Source organism: Acidovorax sp. LjRoot66 (assembly GCF_964253305.1).
Lineage (GTDB): Bacteria > Pseudomonadota > Gammaproteobacteria > Burkholderiales > Burkholderiaceae_C > Acidovorax.
On the sequence record NZ_CAXUQU020000001.1, the window covers coordinates 2,656,681 to 2,676,916 of the forward strand.

The following is a 20,236-nucleotide window of genomic DNA, read 5'->3' on the forward strand; positions in this document are numbered from 1 at the left end:
CCAATGGGGGTGGAAGGGGCGGGGTTGCGCGGGGCGTTCATGGGGCCACTCCCAGCATCAGGTGCTCGACCACGGGCCCCAGGGCCAATGCCGGCACATAGTTGAGCAGGCCCACCAGCAGCACGGTGCCGATCAGCAGCACCACGAACAGCGGGCCGTGGGTGGGCATGGTGCCTGCCGTCACCGGCAGGCGCTTCTTGCGCGCCAGGGCGCCGGCAATCGCCAGCACCGGCACGATCACCGCGAACCGGCCCAGCCACATGGCCACGCCCAGCAGCACGTTGTAGAACGGCGTGTTGGCCGACAGGCCCGCGAAGGCGCTGCCGTTGTTGTTGGCGGCCGAGCTCAGCGCATACAGCACCTCGCTGAAGCCGTGCGGGCCGGCCTGCACCATGCCGGCGGTGCCGGAGGTGGTGGACACCGCGATGGCCGTGCCCAGCAGCACCAGCAGCGGGGTCGCCAGGATGGCCAGCGAGGCCAGCTTCATCTCGTGCGCCTCGATCTTCTTGCCCAGGTACTCGGGCGTGCGGCCTATCATCAGCCCGGCGATGAACACCGCCAGGATGGCGAACACCAGCATGCCGTACAGGCCCGAGCCCACACCGCCGAACACCACCTCACCCAGTTGCATCAGCACCATCGGGACCATGCCGCCCAGCGGTGTGAGGGAGTCATGCATGGCGACCACGGCACCGCACGAAGCGGCTGTCGTGACCACGGCGAACAGGCCCGAGGCGGTGATGCCAAAGCGTGTCTCCTTGCCTTCCATGTTGCCGCCGGCCTGCGCCACGCTGGCCACCTGGTCCACGCCCAGCGGTGCGAACAGCGGGTTGCCCGCCTGCTCTGCCGGCAGGATGGCCAGCACCGCCGCCACGAACAGCACGGTCATGGCCGCCAGCACCGCCAGGCCCTGGCGCTGGTCGCCCACGCTGCGGCCAAAGGCGAAGCACAGCGCGGCCGGGATCAGAAAGATGGCCAGCATCTGCGCCAGGTTGGTCCAGGCCGTGGGGTTCTCGAACGGGTGGGCCGAGTTGGCGTTGAAGAAGCCGCCACCGTTGGTGCCCAGCATCTTGATGGCCTCCTGCGAAGCTACCGGGCCCATGGCCAGGGTCTGGGTGGGGGTGGTCAGTGCCTGCAGGATGGGCTGGCCCTGCGCGTCGAGCAGCGGAGCACCCTGGCCGTCCACGGCCGGCTGCTGGTAGCTGGTGGATTCGAGGGTGGCCACGTCGGTGTAGGCATTGAAGTTCTGCACCACGCCGCTGCCAGCCAGGAACAGCGCCAGCACCAGTGACAGCGGCAGCAGCAGCCACACGGTGATGCGCGTGATGTCCACCCAGAAATTGCCCAGCACGGCGCTGGAGCGGGCGGTAAAGCCCCGGATCAGCGCGAACGCCACTGCGATGCCGGTGGCGGCCGAGAAGAAGTTCTGGCCGGCCAGCGCCACCATCTGGGTGAGGTAGCTCATGGTGGCTTCACCCCCGTAGCCCTGCCAGTTGGTGTTGGATACGAAGCTGATCGCGGTGTTGAACGACGAATCGGCCGACACGGCGGGCATGGCCTGCGGGTTCAGGGGCAGCAGGCCCTGCAGGCGCTGCACGGTGTAAACGAAGAGGAGGCCGGTACCATTGAACACCATCAGGCACAGGGCATAGCGCGACCAGCCCATGCCTTGCTGCGGGTCCACACCTGCCAGGCGGTACAGGCCGGATTCGGCCTTTTGCATCCAGGCCGGGGGCGTGCCGGTGGCGAGCACGGCCACCCAGCGGCCCAGCGGCCAGGCCATGAGCACCAGCAGTACGAGAAAAGAGCCCAGCAGGGCCCAGGCAGCGGCGGTCATCAAAATTGCTCCGCGCAGATCAGGGCGTACACCAGGTACGCGAGCAGCAGCACCGCGATCAGGCCGCTGAGCCCATAGAGCAGTTCAACGGCGATCATGCGCGCTCTCCTGCGGGTTTTTGTTCCAGGCGGCTGCAGCCGCGCACGAGCAGCAGGACCAGGCCCCACAGGCCGGCGGCCGCCGCGATATAGACGAAATCCATGGTTTGCTTCTCCATTTGGGCGATGGGAGAAGTCTCGGGATCCGCGCGTAAAAACAGGGCACAGACTGCGGGCCGTGCCGTAAAAAAAGCGTAAAGAGAAGGCTCGGCGTGGCGCCGGGCGGTGCCCGCCGTGCCGTCAGTCGGTGTGCGTGCGCACCAGGCGGATGTGGAGTTTGCTGAACTTGGCGGCGTCGCTGCGGATGTCGCCGGTCGCCAGGTCCACGGCAAAGCGCTGGTTCACGCGCGTGGTGTCCAGGCTGTCGCCGCCCTGGCCCTGGCGCTGGGCCTTTTCCACGTTGCCATAGTTGTACTGGTTGCCCGCCAGGCCCCCCTTGACGTTGGCGTTGACCGCCCAGTACCAGCCCGAGGGCGCGGCCGGGAACAGCCGTGCATCGAGCCCGGGCGTGCGCGCCGACTTGTCCACCAGCCGGCGCAGCTCGGCGGCGCGCGGCAGGCGCCAGGGCAGGCCCTCGGCCTTCCAGCGCGCCTGGGCATGGGCCAGGGCCTGGGCATGGTCGATCTCCAGCGGCGTGCCCGTGCAGGTGGTGCCGGTCCACTGCATGCCCTCGACGCAGCGCGGCCAGGCCAGCCTGGCGCGCGTGTCGATCACGAGGCTGCCATCGGCCGAGAGCACCAGGGCGGCAGCAGGCTCGGGGTTCGGTGCCTGCGCCAGGCTGGGCAGGGGGGCGATGAGGCAGGCCAGCACCAGCGATGCGGTGCGGCCCGTCCGTGTGTTGGGGATGTGCGTCATACAGGCGATGTTCGCATGGGAGTGCGTGCAGTATGCATGGCCGCCCTGGGTGCGGGGTGCTAAAGTGCATCGCGCGCCACCCGGAACATGGACCGGGGGCCGTGCGGGCCCGCATGGCGGTGCACCGCATGTTTTTTCAGGATGCCCTGACGAGGAACCCGCACGCATGCGACCGGATCGCCAGCCCCTCATCCGCCAATTGTTCGACGACTACATCGCGCTGTACTCCACACGCGACGAGCGCCTGATCGGGCGCCTGAGCACCCAGTTCAGCGGCTACGCCAGCCGCAGCGACCACCTCGTGCACACCCGCAGCGAGTGGGTGGCCGCCATCCTGCAGGACTTTGCCCTGGTGCCGCAGCACATGCGCATCGAGGTGCTCGACCTGTGCCTGCAGGACCTGGCCGAGGACGTGGTCTCGGCCACGGCGCTGGTGCATGTGCGTGGCCCCGATGCCGGCGAGACCCCGGCCGGCCAGGTGCCGGTGGCGCGCCTGGTGCTGGTGTTCCGCCTGGAAGGCGCGGAGTGGAAGATCGTGCACAGCGGCACCTCGGTGCCCTCGGGCCCCTTGCCGCAGGGTAGCTCTGCCGCCATGGTGCGCCTGCAGAACGACCACCGCGTGCTGCAGGCCCAGTTGCAGGAGAGTTCCCGGGCCCTGGCCGAGGCGCAGCAGCGCATCGACGCCATGGACCGCACCGACAGCCTCACCGGCCTGGGCAACCGGCGCCAGTTCGACCACGTGCTGCAGCAGGCCTGGGAGCGCGCGCAGCGCGCCGCCACCCCGCTGGCGCTGGTGCTGCTGGAGGTGGATGCGCTGCGCCACTTCATGGACCGCCATGGCCACCTGGCGGGCGATGCCTGCCTGCAGACCCTGGCCGTCACGCTCACCCAGATCGTGCAGGAGCGCCCAGGCGGCCTGGTGGCGCGGTTCGCGGGCGATGCCTTTGCCCTGCTGCTGCCCGGCGCGACTTTCGATGAGGCCCACAGCCTGGCGCAGGGCGCCGTGGTCGCGGTGCGCTCGCTGGCACTGCCCCACGAGGGCTCGGCCCTGGGCCGGCTCAGCCTGGGTGGTGGGGTGGCCGCGCTGGTGCCTGTGCGCGACCAGCGCGCCGACGAACTGGTGCGCGCCGCCAGCAGCGCCCTGGCCCGGGCACGGCAGGCCGGCGGCAACCGGGTCGAGCCACAGGTCGACTGAACAGTTCTCTTACCTCGAAACGGTCCAGTCTGCCGATAAGGGTTTTTCCGGGTGCCCGCGACAATGGCAGGCTATGCATTTTTCCCGCTTCTTCAAGATGGCCCTGATCCTGGGCCTGCTCTCGGCCATCGGCCCGTTTGCCATCGACATGTATTTGCCCGCGCTGCCCGAGATCGGGGCCAGCCTGGGGGCGTCCGTGGGGGCCGTTCAGTGGAGCCTCACGGCGTTCTTTCTGTCGCTGGGCGCGGGCCAGTTGTTCTACGGCCCGGTATCGGACATGGTGGGGCGCAAGCCGCCGCTGTACTTCGGCCTGGCCTTGTTCACCCTGGCCAGCGTGGGCTGCGCGCTGGCCACCGACATCGAGACCCTGATCGCCCTGCGCTTCGTGCAGGGCCTGGGCGCGGCGGCGGGCATGGCCATTCCGCGCGCCGTGGTGCGCGACCTGCACACGGGCACCGATGCGGCGCGGCTCATGTCACTGTTGATGCTGGTGTTCAGCGTCTCGCCCATCCTGGCACCCCTGGCGGGCAGCGGCGTGATCGCCCTGGCCGGCTGGCGTGGCGTGTTCTGGGTGGTGGCGGTGGCGGCCGTGGCCGGCCTGGCGCTGGTGTACGGCAGCCTGGGCGAAACACGTCCTGCATCGGACCGCGTGGAGAGCAGCCTGGGCGGGGCCCTGGGTGCCTACGGATTGCTGCTGCGCGACTGGCACTACCTGGGCCTGGTGTTCATCGGCGGTTGCGCCATGGCGGGCTTCTTCGTGTACCTGGCAGGCTCGCCCTTCGTGCTCATCAACCACTATGGCCTGACGCCTACGCAGTACAGCCTGGCGTTCTCGGTGAATGCGGCAGCCTTCATCGGCACCTCGCAGTTCACGGCCACGCTGGGCGAGCGCTTTGGCCTGGTGCGCCTGGTCAAGGCCGCCGCCACGGGCTCGGGCGTGGTCATGGTGGCGATGCTCAGCTACTACCTGCTCGGCGGTGATGAACTCGCTGTGCTGATCGGCCTGTACTTCGTGGCCAGCGCGCTGATGGGGCTGGTGATTCCCACCACCTCGGTGCTGGCGCTGGAAAAGCACGGCGCCATTGCGGGCACGGCCTCGGCCCTGCTCGGCACGCTGCAGATGCTCACGGGCGCTGCCGCCATGGGCATCGTGGGCCTGTTCGCCAACGGCAAGCCGCTGCCCATGGTGATCGGCATGGCCACGGGCGCGCTGGTGGGCGTGGCGCTGGCCTGGATCACGCTTGCGGGCCACAGCGACCAGTCGGTGGCCGCAGCCAGCGCCTGATCTCCGTCAGGCCTTCTTGCGGGCCGGGGGCTGTGCGGCCACCCGGTCTGCCAGTGCGTGGATTGTGATGGGGGCAGAGCCCTCGGCGTGGTTGCTGATGCAGACGTAGGCGTTCTGCCCGGCACCGGTCACGCCGGCGATCAGCCGCGCCAGCTCCTCGCGGTTCTGTTGGTCGGGGTGGTGCAGCCTGTCGAAGGGCTCGTAGAGCTTTTCGGCCTCTTCATACCCATAGGGGCCGTGCACCGGGTTCAGCATCCAGCGGCAGACCAGCGGGCCGGGCCACAGCGCGCGCAGCATGTGCAACTGATCGGCCAGCGGCGGCATCTTGGGGTGCAGGTCGATGCAGTAGGTGGCGCCCGCCTCGCGCAGCACGGCCGCGAAGTCGAGGGCCATCCAGTGCGAGCTGATCCATTCGGGGTCGCGTACCTCCACCGCCAGGATGCCGTCGGGCGCGATGGGCGCCAGCTTGGGCTGCGCCAGCAGCATGGCGCGCAGGCGCTGCAGCACCTCGGGCAGGCGGTCGAGCTGGTCCATGGGCAGGGGGCTGAGCTGGAACACCAGCGCCCCGATCTTGTGGCCCAGACCCTGCAGCGCGGGCTCCACGAACTCGGTGCGTGCCAGGTCGGCATTCAGAAAGGCGGGGTTGGGCTCGCGGCCCCGGCCATCTTCGCTGCGCACCAATGCATCGGTCACCAGGCTCGGGGCCTTGACCACGAAGCGGAAGTCGTCGGGCACCTGGCTGGCGTAGCGCTCGTACTGGCTCACCGTGAGCGGGCGGTAGAAACTGCGGTCGATGCTCACCGTGCGCAGCAGCGGGTGTTGGGCATAGATGGGCAGGCCGTTCTTGGAGAGCTGCGCCGGTGAATGCTCGCCCTCCCAGACCAGGCCCTTCCAGCCCGGGTAGGTCCAGGTGGAGGTACCCAGGCGCAGGTGGGTCGACAGGCTGGCGGCCAGGGCGTGCGTAGCGTCGTCCTGCGGCTGCGCGCTGACGCCCAGGCCTTTCTTGCGTGCGGGCGGGGCAGGGGACTTCTCATCCTGCACGGCGGCGGGCGCTGCGGGTGGCGGCGGCGGTGGCTCAGGCGGGCCACCGAACAGATCGTCCTGCATGCCCATGGCGCCTCTCGCGTTCAGGCCTGTGGAGCCACTGCGGGCTGCGGCTGCTGCTCCAGTGCATCGGCCGCTTCTTCGTTGAGTGCCCTGGCTTCGCGCTGGGGTTGCGTGAGCGGGGTGGCAATCCACTTGTTGCCCTGGAAGAAGTTGCGCGCGCCGTCCTTGTCCCCGGCCAGCTCCCGCTGCAGGCGCTCGGCATCGCGGTGGCGAATGCTTTCAGCCACTTCGGCCACCTCTTCGGCGTCCACACCCAGAGTCTGCAGCGCCTGCATGCCAAAGCCCATGGCCGACTCGAAGGTCTCGCGCATCTGGTAGTCCACGCCCAGCTGCAGCAGCTCGATGGCATGCTGGCGGTCGTAGGCGCGCGCCAGCACCGGGATCAGCGGGCATTCGTGCTTGAGCAGCTCGACGATGCGCGTGGTGGTCCTGGCATCGTCCACGCAGACCAGAATGGATTTGGCGTGGTGTGCGCCGCTGGCGTGCAGCACATCGAGGCGCGTGCCGTCGCCGTAGTAGACCTTGAAGCCGAATTTCGCGGCCGCGCGGATCATGTCGGTGTCGTTCTCGATGATGGCGATGTCGACACCCCGCGCCAGCAGCAGTTGGCTGGCGATCTGCGCAAAGCGGCCGAAGCCGATGATCAGCACCGTGCCCTTGAGGCCATCGGCCGCGTCGATGCCCGCCATGTCCTGCGCGGGCTCGGGTGGCATGAGCCAGCGCAGCGAGAGCACGGCCAGCGGCGTGAGCGCCATGGAGATGATCACGGCAGCGGTGAGCACGGCATTCATCTGTGCCTCCACGATGCCCGCAGCAGCCGCAGCCGAATAGAGCACGAAGGCGAATTCACCGCCCTGGGCCATGAGCATGGTGCGCTGCAGGGCCTCGCCGTGCGCAGCCTTGGTGAAGCGTGCCACGGCGTACACGCCGATGCCCTTGACGGCCATGCAGGCCACCACGCCCCCCACCAGCAGAGGCCAATTCTGCAGCACCAGCGGAATGTCGAGCGCCATGCCCACGCCCATGAAGAACAGGCCCAGCAGGATGCCGCGAAACGGCTCCACATCGGCCTCTAGCTGGTGGCGGAAGGTGGATTCAGACAACATCACGCCGGCCGCGAAAGCACCCATGGCCATGGACAGCCCGCCCCACTGCATGGCCAGCGCCGCGCCCAGCACCACCAGCAGGGCGGCGGCGGTCATCACCTCGCGCGCCTTGGCACGGGCCAGCACGCTGAACAGCGGGTTGAGCAGCCAGCGGCTGACTGCGACCAGGCCGACCACGGCCGCCAGCGCCACACCCACGGTGACCCAGCGAGACACGGCCTCCCCGGTCGGGGCGGGCGAAAGGAAGGCGACGATGGCCAGCAAGGGCACGATGGCCAGATCTTCGAGCAGCAGGATGGAGACGATGCGCTGGCCGCGCGGCGTGGAGGTGTCGCCGCTCTCGTCGAGCAACTGCATCACGATGGCCGTGGACGAGAGCACAAAGCCCGAGGCCGCGATAAAAGCCACGGCCGACGACAGCCCTGCCAGCACGCCCGTGGCGGTGAGCAGGGCGATGCACACCAGCACCTGGGCCAGGCCCAGGCCGAAGATCTGGCGCCTGAGGTTCCACAGCCGGGTGGGCTGCATCTCCAGGCCGATGACGAAGAGGAACATCACCACGCCGAGCTCGGCCACGTGCAGGATGGTCTGCGCATCGCTGAAAAAGCCCAGCCCGAACGGGCCGATGGCCAGGCCCGCCGCCAGGTAGCCCAGCACCGAGCCCAGGCCCAGGCGCTTGAAGAGGGGCACGGCAATGACGCCAGCGGCCAGCAGCACGACGACTTTGACGAGTTCGGTGCCTGATTCAGCAGCGGCCATGGGGACTCCGGGACAACAACAAGAGGGAACGAAACGCGGGGTAAGGAGATGGTAGCGTCATCCTGCGCCCTGCAAGGCCTGGGGAAGGCCCCTCACGGGCTGGAGAACAGGCCGCCCTCGTCCAGCAACTCGTAGGCAATCTCGGGGCGCTGGTCCATGCCCTTCTTGATCGCGGCCGGAATGGACTGGCGCGTCTTGCGGCACAGGCCAGGCTGCTCCTGCACCAGGATGGCGATGCCGCGCAGGGTGCGCACTTCGTTGGGGCTCGGTGTGACGGTGATGCGGATGCCCAACTGCTGCTCCATGCGCTCCTGCATGCGGCGCAGGTCAGACAGGCTGGTGATGTTTTCCAGCCGGGTGAGCAGCTTCTTTTCCTCGGTCTGGGTCAGCTGCAGGATGCGCGTGTCGCCATCGGCGGCCTGGAGCAGGGCGTCCCGGTCGCAGACACAGGCGCCAGGCGGGCACTCCGTGCGGACGGGGAAGGGGACAGGCTTCATGGAGGGAGAGGGGGGGGCGGATCTGGCGAGCGGCGTGGTCCCTGCATTCTAAGAAGCTCCGGCATTTCCGAGGGTAAGCCAGGGCGTTGCCCGGGCTGTTACCAAAAGTGGCTGTGGCAAACTCCCGCGCTTCGCGTATTTTTTCGAGTTTCAGAGAGTTTGCCCACCCATGCAGCAGATCGTCCGGCAGTTGGCCGCAGAAATCAAAGTCAGTGAATCCCAGGTGCGTGCAGCGGTGGAGCTGCTCGACGGGGGGGCCACGGTGCCCTTCATCGCCCGCTACCGCAAGGAAGTGACCGGCGGGCTCGACGACATCCAGCTGCGTGAGCTGGAAGCGCGCCTGTCCTACCTGCGCGAGCTCGAAGACCGCCGCGCCACCGTGCTCAAGAGCATCGACGAGCAGGGCAAGCTGACCGACGCCCTGCGCGTGGCCATTGCCAGCGCCCCTACCAAGCAGGAGCTGGAGGACATCTACCTGCCCTTCAAGCAAAAGCGCCGCACCAAGGGCCAGATGGCGCGCGAGTTCGGCATCGAGCCGCTGGCCGACAAGCTGTTTGCCGACCCCACGCTGGACCCCGCAGCCGAGGCCGCCGCCTTCACCAAACCGCCCGAGGTGCTGGACGACGGCAAGACCGGCGCCGACTTCTCCACCGTGCCGGCCGTGCTTGATGGCGTGCGCGACATCCTCTCGGAGCGCTGGGCCGAGGATGCGGTGCTGGTGCAGTCGCTGCGCGAGTGGCTCTGGTCCGAAGGCCTCTTGCGCAGCAAGAAGGTGGACGGCAAGAACGAGAACGACCCCGAGGTCTCCAAGTTCCGCGACTATTTCGAATACGACGAACCCATCGGCCGCGTGCCCTCGCACCGGGCGCTGGCGGTGTTCCGCGGCCGGGCGCTTGAGATCCTCGAAGGCAAGCTGGTGCTGCCGGTCGAGCCCGAGCCGGGCAAGCCCAGCCTGGCCGAAGGCAAGATCGCCCTGCACCTGGGCTGGAGCCATGCCGGCCGCCCGGCAGACGACCTGCTGCGCAAGTGCGTGAGCTGGACCTGGCGCGTGAAGCTGAGCCTGTCGACCGAGCGCGACCTGTTCGCCCGCCTGCGCGACGATGCCGAGAAGGTCGCGATCAAGGTGTTTGCCGACAACCTGCGCGATCTGCTGCTGGCGGCGCCTGCCGGCCCGCGCGTGGTGATGGGGCTGGATCCAGGCATCCGCACGGGTGTGAAGGTGGCCGTGGTGGACGCCACGGGCAAGCTGGTGGAGACCGCCACGGTGTTCCCGCACGAGCCGCGCCGCGACTGGGAAGGCTCGCTGCACACGCTGGCCAAGCTGGCGGAAAAGCACGGCGTGAACCTGATCGCCATCGGCAACGGCACGGCCAGCCGCGAGACCGACAAGCTGGCGGCCGACCTGATCAAGCTGGCCGCCAAGGCCGAGCGCGCCATCGAGAAGGTGGTGGTGAGCGAGGCCGGCGCCTCGGTCTACTCCGCCAGCGAGTACGCCTCGCAGGAGATGCCCGACGTGGACGTGAGCCTGCGCGGCGCCGCCAGCATTGCGCGCCGCCTGCAGGACCCGCTGGCCGAGCTGGTCAAGATCGACCCCAAGAGCATCGGCGTGGGCCAGTACCAGCACGACGTGAACCAGAGCGAGCTGGCCCGCACCCTGGGCACGGTGGTGGAAGACTGCGTGAACTCCGTGGGCGTGGACCTGAACACGGCCAGCGTGCCGCTGCTCAGCCGCGTCTCGGGCCTGTCGCCCAGCGTGGCCAAGGCGGTGGTTCGCTGGCGCGAGGCCAATGGCGCCTTCAAGAGCCGCAAGCAGCTCATGGACGTGTCGGGCCTGGGCGCCAAGACCTTCGAGCAGAGCGCGGGCTTCCTGCGCATCCGCGGCGGCGACAACCCGCTGGACATGACCGGCGTGCACCCCGAGACCTACCCCGTGGTCGAGCAGATCATGGAAAAGACGGGCAAGCCCGTGGTCGAGATCATGGGCCGCAGCGACATGCTCAAGACGCTGAAGCCGGAGCTGTTCGCCAACGAGAAGTTCGGTGTGATCACCGTCAAGGACATCCTGGGCGAGCTCGAAAAGCCCGGCCGCGACCCGCGCCCGGACTTCAAGGTGGCGCGCTTCAACGATGGCGTGGAAGACATCAAGGACCTCAAGGAAGGCATGATCCTGGAGGGCACGGTGAGCAACGTGGCGCAGTTCGGCGCCTTCATCGACCTCGGGGTGCACCAGGACGGCCTGGTGCACGTGAGCCAGCTGGCGCACAAGTTCGTGAACGATGCGCGCGAAGTGGTCAAGACGGGCGACATCGTCAAGGTCAAGGTCATGGAGGTGGACGTGGAGCGCAAGCGCATCGGCCTGTCGATGAAGCTCGGCGATGCGCCCCCGCGCCAAGGCGGCGACCGGGGCGGTGCGCGCGACAACCGCTTCGAAGGGGCCGGGCGCGGCTACCAGCAGCAGCCCCAGCGCCGGGGTCCCGAACCGGTGCAGCAGTCGGCCATGGCCTCGGCCTTTGCCAAGCTGCAGCAGGCCAAGGGCCGCTGACCGTTGATGCGGCCACCGCAACCGCCCGTGCAGGTAAGACTGCATGGACAAAATGGGTGATGGGCTGTTGGTACGGGCAGCGCCATAATCGCCGCTTGTCCCATCAGACGCCCGATCACCCATGGAGTTGAATGCCCTGCTGGCCCAGCCGGCGGCCCTGCCCAGCCTGCCGCGCACCGTTGCGCTGCTGATGAGCGAGCTGGCCCAGCCCGAGCCCAGCCTGCGGCGCATGAACCAGCTCTTCGGCACCGACCCGGCCCTGGCCGCGCGTCTGCTCGAACTCGCCAACTCCCCCGCCTTCCAGATGCCGCGCCAGATCGCGGGCATCCCCCAGGCCCTGGCCTTGCTGGGCACCGGCCAGTTGCGCACGCTGGTCACCTCGGCGCCCCTGGGCACCACCTCGCGCTCCGTGCCCGGGATCAACATGCAGCAGTTCTGGCGCTACAGCCTGAACACCGCCAAGCTCTCGCGCTCGCTCGCGGGCCTGGTGCACCATGACCAGATCGCGGCCTACACGGCCGGCCTGCTGCACGGCCTGGGCGAGCTCGTGATCCACCTGGCCGACCCCGAGAAGGCCCATTCGGTCAACACCCTGGTGCCGCCGCTCGACATGCGCCGCAGCAAGGTGGAGCAGCGCATCTTCGGTTACTGCTACGCCAATGTGTCCGCGGGGCTGGCCCGGCGCTGGCAATTGCCCGAGGTGGTGGTGGACGCCCTGCAGTACCAGGACGCGCCTTTCGAGAACAAGGCCTACGAGCCGCTGGCGGGCGTGATCCATCTGGCCTCTTGGCGCGCCCGCGCGCGCGAGGCGGGGCTCAACGAGAACGAACTGGCTGTCTCCTTCCCGGGCGAAGTGGGGCTGGTGCTGGGCCTCGATATCGACATGGTGCTGCAACAGGACCCCATCGACTGGAACGTGCGCCCCGAGGCCGCCGCAGATTACGTGGTCTGAGCCTTCGCTCTGGGACAATGCCGGGCATGAAAGCACTGCGCATCCATGCGGGCCCGCGCGCCCGCCAGCACCTCGAACAACATGGCCTGCAACCGGGCGACGTGCGCGTGATCCCGGCTGCGGCCGGCGGCCCCAAGGGGCTGATCCTGGGGCCGCTGGACCGCTTCCTTTTCGGCGATTGGCTGACCGGTTCCAGCCAGCCGGTGCACCTGGTGGGCGCCTCCATCGGCGCATGGCGCATGGCCACGGCCTGCCTGGGGTCGTCGGTGGCCGCCTTCGAGCGGCTGGAGCACGACTACATCCACCAGAGCTATGAGCTGCCCCCGGGCAAGAAGCGCCCCCCGGCGTCCCATGTGAGCGAACGCTTTGGCCAGAACCTGCAGGCTTTTTATGGTGGGCGGGTGGCCGAGGTGCTGAGCCACCCGCGCTACCACCTGCACATCGTCACCTCGCGCGGCCGGCATGTGCTGGCACGCGAGCACAGGGTGGGCACGCCGCTGGGTTACCTGGGCGCCTTTCTGACCAATACGGTGCATCGCAAGGCCCTGGGCGCGTGGCTGGAGCGTGTGGTGTTCTCGTCCCCTGATGCCGCGGCCCCCGCCCCGGGTGGCGCGGCGCTGCCATTCGGCACGGCGGATTTCCGCACACGCCAGGTACAGCTCACGGCGCAGAACTTCATGCCCGCGCTGCAGGCCAGTTGTTCGATCCCCTTCGTGCTGCAGGCCGTGCACGACATTCCTGGCGCCCCGCGCGGCGCCTATTGGGATGGCGGCATCACCGACTACCACCTGCATATGGGCTACCACCTGGCACCCGCAGGGGCCGGGGGCCTGGTGCTGTACCCCCATTTCCAGCACCAGGTGGTGCCCGGCTGGCTGGACAAGGGGCTCAAGTGGCGGCACGGCTCCACTGCGGCGCTCGACTCCATGGTGGTGCTGTCGCCGCACCCCGAATGGGTGCGAACGCTGCCACACGGCAAGCTGCCTGACCGCAACGACTTCACGCACTACGGCACCGACAGCACGGGCCGCGCCAAAGCCTGGCTGGCCGCCACGGGGGCCAGCCAGCAACTGGCCGATGAGCTGGCCGAGTGGTTGCACCGGCCCGATATGGGTGCCGTGCAGGCACTGTAGCCAGCCCTGCCTCGGGTCTGCTCAGCGGGCAGGTGTGGGGGTAGAAGGCGTGACCATGCTGGCCGGCCGGGCCGCTGCAGTCTGCTGGAGGTGGCGTTGCTCGTAGGCCCGGGTCCAGGCCAGCACCTCGTGCGCGGGCATGGGGGGCGCAATGCCGAAGCCCTGGGCCCGCTCGCAGCCCAGCGCCAGCAGTTTCTCGCCATGGGCCTGCGTTTCCACGCCTTCGGCGATCACGTGGCGGTTGAAGGCCCGGGCCAGGGTGATGATGGCGTTGACCAGGGTCAGGTCGTCCTCGTCGTGCAGGATGCCGTGCACGAAAGACTGGTCGATCTTGATGGTTTCCGCCGGCAGGCGTTTGAGGTAGGACAGCGACGAGAAACCCGTGCCGAAGTCGTCGAGCGCGAAGCGCACGCCCAGTGCCTGGCAGCTGTGCATCATGCTGCGCATGTCCTGCAGCGCGGCGGATTCCAGGATCTCGAGTTCCAGCCGGGCGGGGGACACTTCGGGGCAGGTCAGCAGCAGGTCCTTGAGCCGGTCCACGAAGTCGGGGCGGTGAAAGTGCTGTGCAGCGATGTTCACGCTGACCTCCCACTGCACATCCGCCAGGCTCCACTGCCGCATCTGAGCCAGCGCTTCCTTGAGCACCCATTCGCCGAGTTCGGCCACCACCTCCACATCTTCCAGCAGGGGGAGCACATGCTGGGGTCCGAGCAGGCCCTGCTCCGGGTGCTGCCAGCGCAGCAGTGCTTCCATGCCCAGCACCTCGCCGGTGCGCAGGTTCACCTTGGGCTGGTAGTACAGGCGCATCTCGCCGGCCTGCAGCCCCTGGGCCACCCGGGTCTGCTGCGAATGCTGGGTCTGCACCGCGTGGTCGAGCTGCACGTCGAACAGGTGCATGCGGTTGCGGCCCGAGCGCTTGGCCTGGCACATGGCCTGGTCGGCCTGGCGCAGCAGGGTGTCGGGGTTCACGTCGTCCTGCGGGAACACGGCCACGCCCACGCTGGCGGTGGTGTGCAGCAGGCGGTCGTCGATGGCATAGGGCGCGGCAAGCTGTTGCATGAGCTGGTGCACATGCTCTTCGATGGCGGGCACGTCGGTCTGGTGGTTGAGCAGCAGCACGAACTCGTCACCCCCCAGGCGCGCCGCGGCATTGCTGCCGGTGGCAAAGGCGTTCAGGCGTTGGGCCACCTCCTTGAGCAGGCGGTCGCCCATGCGGTGGCCGTGGGCGTCGTTGATGGCCTGGAAATGGTCCAGGTCCAGCATGCACACGGCCAGCAGGGTGGGGCTGCGGCCCGTCACGAACAGGGCGTGCGTGAGCCGCTCGGCCAGGGCGGCGCGGTTGAGCAGGCCGGTCAGGCCATCGTGCCGCGCATGCCAGGAGATCTGGTGGCGCAGGTGGCTGGCCTCGGTCACGTCGCGGAACACCAGCACGCAGCCCGATGCGCGCCCGCTGCCCTGGCGGATGGCCGATGCGGTGTACTCGATGGCGTAGCGCTCGCCCGAGCGGTGCAGCAGCACTTCCTGCATGGCCGGGCGATGGGCGTTGGCATGGACCTGTTCCCCGGTGGCACGGCCGGCCGCCTGGCTCGCGGGCTCCTCGTACAGCCGGAACACGTCGTCCAGCAGTTCACCCACGGCCTGATCGGCGGTGTAGCCGGTCATGAGCTGGGCCGCCTCGTTGATGGTCTCGATGCAACCGGCCAGGTCGGTGGTGATCACGCCATCGCCGATGGAGGCCAGCGTGACTTCGGCGCGGTCCTTCTCGTTGCGCAGTGCCTGCTCGGCGCGTTTGCGCTCGGTGATGTCAACCAGCGTGCCCACGGTGCCGGCCACCGCGCCGTTCGTGCTGGTGAAGGGCGCTTCATAGTAGGCCATGGTGCGTGCCAGTTGGCCGGGGGGCTGCACCAGCACCTCGTTGTCCTGCGACATGGCCAGTTGCCGGGACTGTGCGGGTGAGAGCAGGTGCGGCGCCGTGAGCCCCGGGAACATGCCCTGGCCGGGCAGGCCGGGGTCGCCGTTCTGGAACAGCCGTTGCCAGGCGCGGTTGGCATCGACGAAGGTGCCGTCCGCCTCGCGCACGAACACCGGCAGGGGCAGGGCGTCGATGAGCTGGCGCGTGAAGTGCAGTTGCTCGCTCTGCAGTTGCTGCGTCTCGCGCAGCGAGTGCACCAGCGACTGCACCTTGCCCGCCATGTCGTTGAAAGTGTTGGCCACCGCCCGCGATTCCAGGGTGCCCTTGATGTCCATGCGCGTGTCCAGGTGCCCTTGGCGGAAGCGGTCCGTGGCCTCGGTCAGGCGGCGCAGCATGCGGGCGTTGGCGCGCAGGATCAGGGTCAGCAGGAACAGGATGGTGAAGATGTTCAGCGCCGAGATGCGGGCCTGCACCACCACCGTCTTCCAGACCCGGTCCACCAGGATGCCGGGATCGGCGGTGACCGTGAGCACGCCGGTGCGACCGTCCGCAAACGCCTGGCCGAAGCGCTGCGTGGGCGGGGTGATGTCCAGGACCTGGGCAAACCAGGCAGGGGCCTGCATGGCCACGGGGGGCGCGGTCCATTGCAGGGGCGCCTGGCCTGGGACCTGCCACAGCAGCGACTGCACGGCCGGGCCGAAGCGCGTGGGTGTGGTCTGCAGCACGCGGGCGGCCGACTCGCGGTTCGCTGGGTCCAGGGCCACCAGGGTGGGCAGCAGGCTGTCGCCCACACGCGCCAGTTCGGCCACGGCACGGTCGTTGGCTTCCTCCTCCTCCAACGACACCAGTTGCTGGTAGCGCACGGCCACGACCGCCACGATGATCACCAGGATCGCGAGATACAGCCGGGGAATGGTTCCCTGTGTCAGCCAGGCCCTGAATTTTTCTGCGCGCATGGATGGATCAGCCGGTCATTTCATGGATTGGATGAAAGAGCGCGCGGGATCGCCAGCGGCGAGCGCCCGCCCGTTTCCGGTGGCACAGCCGACAGCCCGGCCCGCGTGCCGGCCATGCACTCCACCATGCATGCCGCCTCGCTCAGCAGTGGCAACGGCCCACGGCGCCCTGCGGCGCCGGTCCGTTAATTACTTTGTTAATTATTGTTTGACAGCTCGCAGTTTAGCTGCACGGGCGCTGTCTGTGCCCCGCCCGTATGGGGGAGGCCGCCGTGGGGCTGGCAGGCGGCTGCGGACCTGGTTTGCCGGCCGCCGGGCGGGCTGCTGAAGGGGTCAGAGCGACTGCGTGAGCATGTCCCGGTATTCCTCGGGCGTGGCGATGCGCGGGTTGGTCTTGTGGCAGTGGTCGGCCATCGCACCCTTGATGATGTCGTCGAACATGCTTTCGGTCACGCCCATGGCCGCCAGGCCCGTGGGCAGGCCCAGGCGGGCGTTCATGTCGCGGATGGCTTCGGGGATGTCGCCTGCGCTGGCCAGGCCCATGGCATGGGCCATGCGTTCCAGGCGCTTGTCCTTCTGCACGGATTCGGCCCCGGCATTGAAGCGCACCACGGCGGGCAGGAACATGGCGTTGAGCGTGCCATGGTGAAGGCGCGGGTTCACGCCGCCCAGGCTGTGGCTCAGCGAATGCACGGCACCCAGGCCCTTCTGGAAGGCCATGGCGCCCTGCATGCTGGCGCTCATCATGTGCAGGCGCGCATCGCGGTCGCTGCCGTTGCGCGTAGCCGGCTCGATGTTCGCCCAGCCGCGCGTGAGGCCGTCCAGGGCAATGCCGTCGGCCGGCGGGTTGAAGGCGGCCGACATGAAGGTCTCCATGCAGTGGGCGATGGCATCCATGCCGGTGGCGGCCGTGAGCGCAGGCGGCAGGCCCAGCGTGAGTTCGGGGTCGCAGATGGCGGTTCGGGGCACCAGGTTCCACGAGTGGAAACCGAGCTTGCGGTGGTCGTCGACGATGATGATGGCGCCACGTGCCACCTCGCTGCCGGTGCCGCTGGTGGTGGGCACGGCGATCAGCGGCGCGGCGCGCTCGGTGATGCGTGGCGAGCCGCCTTCGATGGTGGCGTAGTGCGTGAGCGGGCCTTCGTGTGTGGCGGCGATCGCGATGCCCTTGGCGCAGTCGATGGCCGAGCCGCCGCCCACGGCGATCAGGCCATCACAGCCCTCGCGCTTGTACACCTCCACTGCGGCACGCACGGCGGCCTCGGTAGGGTTGGCCGGGGTCTGGTCGAACACCGCCACGGGCAGGCCCGCGAGCGCATCGAGCGCCTTCTGCAGCACGCCGGCGGCCTTGACCCCGGGGTCCGTCACGACGAGAGGGCGGGTGATGCCCACGCGCTCGCATTCCTGCTGGAGCAGCTTCACGGCGCCGAACTCGAACTGGATCTGGGTGACGTAGTAGATGAAGGCCATGGCGTTGCGGGAAGTTGCGTGGACGATGGTTGTCGACTGTACAACCCAGGGGTCGGCATGGCCCTGAAGCAAACCCTCATGGATGCCGCTTTTTTCGTCACCTCCGTGACAACGGCGTGGCCGGCTTTTCAGGGCGCTGCGGCACGGTGCAGGGCGTTCGGGTAGATTCGTCCCTGCCTTTTTTGAAAATGAGCGAGTTTGCCCTTTGACCGATCTGCACATCCACGCCAACCGCCTGACCCCCCAGATGCGCAGCGTGCTCGAACGCATGGCGCGTGCGGGCCACCCGCCGCTGTACACCCGCACCCCGCAGGACGCGCGCACCGCCTATGCGGCGGGGGCGGATGTGCTGGAGATTCCCAAGCCCGTTCTGCCCCGCGTGGAGGACTTCTCCATCCCTGCACGCGACGGCCATCCGCTGCCTGCGCGCCTGTACGCCCCCTCGCTGCAGGACGCGGGCCCGCTGCCCGTGCTGCTGTACACCCATGGCGGCGGTTTCACCATCGGCAGCATCGCTACGCACGACATCCTGTGCCGGGAACTGGCGCGGCTGGCGGGCTGCATGGTGGTGTCGCTTGATTACCGGCTGGCACCCGAGCACCGCTTTCCGACGGCCACCAACGACGCCTGGGACGCGCTGGCCTGGCTGCACGCGAATGCGGCTGGCCTGGGTGCCGACCCGGCGCGCATCGCCGTGGGTGGTGACAGCGCCGGCGGCACGCTGGCCACGGTGAGCGCCATCCTCGCGCGCGATGCGGGCCTGCCGCTGGTGCTGCAGTTGCTGATCTACCCGGGCTGCGCGGCGCACCAGGACACACCCTCGCACACCCGCTTTGCCAGCGGCCTGGTGCTCGACGAGCCGGCCATCACCTGGTTCTTCGGCCAGTACGTGACCACCCGCGAGCAGCGCGAGGACTGGCGCTTCGCGCCCCTGCATGCCGATGATGTGGAAGGCGTAGCCCCGGTGTGGATGGGACTGGCCGAGTGCGATCCGCTGGTGGACGAGGGCGTGGACTATGCCGACAAGCTGCGTGCGGCCGGCGTGGCGGTGGACCTGGAGATCTACCGCGGCGTGACGCATGAATTCATCAAGATGGGCCGCGCCATACCCGAGGCGCGCCAGGCCCATGCCGACGCGGCGCGCGCTCTGCGCAACGCTTTTCAATTGGAGTGAGACACAAGCTATGCAACGCCGTGATTTCCGTTGTTTCCACCGCCTGAGGGTGCGGTGGGCCGAAGTGGACATGCAGAAGATCGTGTTCAACGGCCACTACCTGATGTACATCGACAACGCCATGTCCGAATACTGGCGCGCCCTGGCCTTGCCCTACGAGGCCAGCATGCACGCGCTCGACGGCGAGATGTTCGTGAAGAAGGCGAGCCTCGAATACCACGCCTCGGCGCGCATGGACGACACGCTGGACGTGGGCATGCGCTGCGCGCGCGTGGGCAATTCCTCGTGCTTGTTCGAGGCGGGTATCTTCAGTGGTGACCGGCTGCTGGTTTCGGGCGAGCTGGTCTACGTTTTCGCCGACCCGGTGGCGCAGAAGTCGCGCCCTGTGCCCCAGGCGCTGCGCGACATCATCACCGCCTTCGAAGCCGGGGAGGACACGGCCGAGGTCAGGACCGGCGACTGGAATGCGCTGGGCCGTGATGCGGGCCGCTTGCGCACTGCCGTGTTCGTCACGGAGCAGGGCATTCCCGCCGAGATCGAGGCCGATGCGCTCGATGCCACTGCGCGCCATGCGGTGGTCTACAACCGGCTGGGGCAGCCGATTGCGGCGGGGCGGCTGTTGCAGGAGGCACCGGGTGTTGGGCGCATTGGGCGGTTGGCGGTGGACCGGTCGGTGCGGGGGACGCGGTGGGGGCGCAAGTTGTTGGATGCGTTGGTGGATGCTTCACGTACTCGTGGGGACCGGGAGGTGCAGTTGCATGCGCAGGGCAATGCGGAGGGGTTTTATCGGAGGGCGGGGTTTGCTGTGGTGGGGGAGCCTTATGAGGAGGCGGGGATTGCGCATGTCCTGATGGCGCGTCGGTTCTGATTTTTTTGGGTGTCGCTTCGCTTTGATGGCGTGTGCCTGGTGTGAGGGCGGAGGCCGGGGTGTGCGCCCGGCGGCGCAGTAACTTTCTCTTGGCCGCCAAGAGAAAGTCACCAAAGAGAAGGCGGCCCCCAGTCTGCGTCCCCCATTCGCCCTGTCGGGCGAACGGGGGCAACCTGCGATGCTCGGATCTGGGGTGGTGCCGCAGAACTCGCTGCGTTCTTCGAACTCCGCTCAAACAGCTGCGGCAAGTCAGATGACGAAGCGTGTGTGTCCTTCGGCGCACACGCCCACCCCAGCTCCTGCGCTTCTCGGCGCAGCCAGCAGGGGTGGGGAGCGGGGGCAAACACGGCTGCTGCTTCGCAGCTGCGCCTGGGGTCGGGGACGCGCGCGATGCGCGCTGCCGACAATTTGGGCGCGATCGCTCTGCCCTGGCCGAGCGCAGCGACGGCGCACCGAGCCGAGCGAAGCAATGGCCCGAATGGAGCCCGCT

Annotated in this window: 16 protein-coding genes; 7 read left to right on the forward strand and 9 right to left on the reverse strand. The window is 68.5% G+C overall.

Going from position 1 to position 20,236, the window contains the following annotated elements:
* Window positions 1-37: 37 nt before the first annotated feature.
* From kdpA to ACSQ3Y_RS12285, 4 genes are all read right to left on the reverse strand, one after another.
* Entirely contained in the window at window positions 38-1,837 is a 1,800-nt protein-coding gene (gene kdpA, locus ACSQ3Y_RS12270; protein WP_436177442.1) for a potassium-transporting ATPase subunit KdpA, read from the reverse strand.
* Window positions 1,837-1,935, reverse strand: coding sequence for a K(+)-transporting ATPase subunit F (gene kdpF, locus ACSQ3Y_RS12275; protein WP_057206008.1), 99 nt, complete (start codon window positions 1,933-1,935; stop codon window positions 1,837-1,839). Before kdpF ends, kdpA begins: the two co-directional genes overlap by 1 nt.
* Window positions 1,932-2,054 (reverse strand): hypothetical protein, encoded by a 123-nt coding sequence (locus ACSQ3Y_RS12280; RefSeq protein WP_436177443.1) that lies wholly within the window; start codon window positions 2,052-2,054, stop codon window positions 1,932-1,934. The genes kdpF and ACSQ3Y_RS12280 overlap by 4 nt, the downstream gene beginning before the upstream one ends.
* Before the next feature lie 121 nt (window positions 2,055-2,175).
* The gene (locus tag ACSQ3Y_RS12285; RefSeq protein ID WP_436177444.1) at window positions 2,176-2,790 is read right to left on the reverse strand and encodes an Lcl domain-containing protein; all 615 of its coding nucleotides are present in this window, start codon (window positions 2,788-2,790) and stop codon (window positions 2,176-2,178) included.
* A gap of 166 nt (window positions 2,791-2,956) precedes the next feature.
* Here ACSQ3Y_RS12285 and ACSQ3Y_RS12290 point away from each other — a divergent pair, with 166 nt between their 5' ends.
* Complete coding sequence (locus tag ACSQ3Y_RS12290) at window positions 2,957-3,985, forward strand: GGDEF domain-containing protein (RefSeq protein WP_436177445.1); 1,029 nt, start codon at window positions 2,957-2,959, stop codon at window positions 3,983-3,985.
* A 73-nt stretch (window positions 3,986-4,058) separates the two neighbouring features.
* Entirely contained in the window at window positions 4,059-5,270 is a 1,212-nt protein-coding gene (locus ACSQ3Y_RS12295) for a multidrug effflux MFS transporter (protein ID WP_057206014.1), read from the forward strand.
* A 6-nt stretch (window positions 5,271-5,276) separates the two neighbouring features.
* Here ACSQ3Y_RS12295 and ACSQ3Y_RS12300 read toward each other — a convergent pair whose 3' ends face one another.
* The 3 genes from ACSQ3Y_RS12300 to ACSQ3Y_RS12310 all read right to left on the reverse strand — a co-directional run bounded on the left by ACSQ3Y_RS12300 (window position 5,277) and on the right by ACSQ3Y_RS12310 (window position 8,739).
* Complete coding sequence (locus ACSQ3Y_RS12300; protein ID WP_436180114.1) at window positions 5,277-6,377, reverse strand: DUF72 domain-containing protein; 1,101 nt, start codon at window positions 6,375-6,377, stop codon at window positions 5,277-5,279.
* 20 nt (window positions 6,378-6,397) lie between these two features.
* Window positions 6,398-8,242, reverse strand: coding sequence for a monovalent cation:proton antiporter-2 (CPA2) family protein (locus ACSQ3Y_RS12305; RefSeq protein ID WP_436177446.1), 1,845 nt, complete (start codon window positions 8,240-8,242; stop codon window positions 6,398-6,400).
* Window positions 8,243-8,334: 92 nt separating this feature from the next.
* Complete coding sequence (locus ACSQ3Y_RS12310; RefSeq protein ID WP_436177447.1) at window positions 8,335-8,739, reverse strand: hypothetical protein; 405 nt, start codon at window positions 8,737-8,739, stop codon at window positions 8,335-8,337.
* Between the two features lie 169 nt (window positions 8,740-8,908).
* Between ACSQ3Y_RS12310 and ACSQ3Y_RS12315 the strand changes: the two genes are divergently transcribed.
* The 3 genes from ACSQ3Y_RS12315 (at window position 8,909) to ACSQ3Y_RS12325 (ending at window position 13,366) form a co-directional block, all read left to right on the forward strand.
* Window positions 8,909-11,281, forward strand: coding sequence for a Tex family protein (locus ACSQ3Y_RS12315; protein ID WP_436177448.1), 2,373 nt, complete (start codon window positions 8,909-8,911; stop codon window positions 11,279-11,281).
* 121 nt (window positions 11,282-11,402) lie between these two features.
* Window positions 11,403-12,233, forward strand: coding sequence for an HDOD domain-containing protein (locus tag ACSQ3Y_RS12320; protein ID WP_057206022.1), 831 nt, complete (start codon window positions 11,403-11,405; stop codon window positions 12,231-12,233).
* A gap of 26 nt (window positions 12,234-12,259) precedes the next feature.
* A complete protein-coding gene (locus ACSQ3Y_RS12325; RefSeq protein ID WP_436177449.1) occupies window positions 12,260-13,366 on the forward strand; it encodes a patatin-like phospholipase family protein in 1,107 nt (368 codons plus the stop codon).
* A gap of 21 nt (window positions 13,367-13,387) precedes the next feature.
* Here the strand turns inward: ACSQ3Y_RS12325 and ACSQ3Y_RS12330 are convergent, their stop codons facing one another.
* Both ACSQ3Y_RS12330 and ACSQ3Y_RS12335 read right to left on the reverse strand, forming a co-directional pair.
* On the reverse strand, window positions 13,388-16,234 hold the full coding sequence (locus tag ACSQ3Y_RS12330; RefSeq protein WP_436177450.1) for an EAL domain-containing protein: 2,847 nt from the start codon (window positions 16,232-16,234) through the stop codon (window positions 13,388-13,390).
* Between the two features lie 333 nt (window positions 16,235-16,567).
* Window positions 16,568-17,704 (reverse strand): iron-containing alcohol dehydrogenase, encoded by a 1,137-nt coding sequence (locus ACSQ3Y_RS12335; protein WP_057206028.1) that lies wholly within the window; start codon window positions 17,702-17,704, stop codon window positions 16,568-16,570.
* A gap of 247 nt (window positions 17,705-17,951) precedes the next feature.
* Between ACSQ3Y_RS12335 and ACSQ3Y_RS12340 the strand changes: the two genes are divergently transcribed.
* Both ACSQ3Y_RS12340 and ACSQ3Y_RS12345 read left to right on the forward strand, forming a co-directional pair.
* Window positions 17,952-18,878, forward strand: a complete 927-nt coding sequence (locus tag ACSQ3Y_RS12340; protein WP_428003812.1) for an alpha/beta hydrolase — start codon at window positions 17,952-17,954, stop codon at window positions 18,876-18,878.
* A 10-nt stretch (window positions 18,879-18,888) separates the two neighbouring features.
* The gene (locus ACSQ3Y_RS12345; protein ID WP_436177451.1) at window positions 18,889-19,746 is read left to right on the forward strand and encodes a YbgC/FadM family acyl-CoA thioesterase; all 858 of its coding nucleotides are present in this window, start codon (window positions 18,889-18,891) and stop codon (window positions 19,744-19,746) included.
* Window positions 19,747-20,236: the final 490 nt, after the last annotated feature.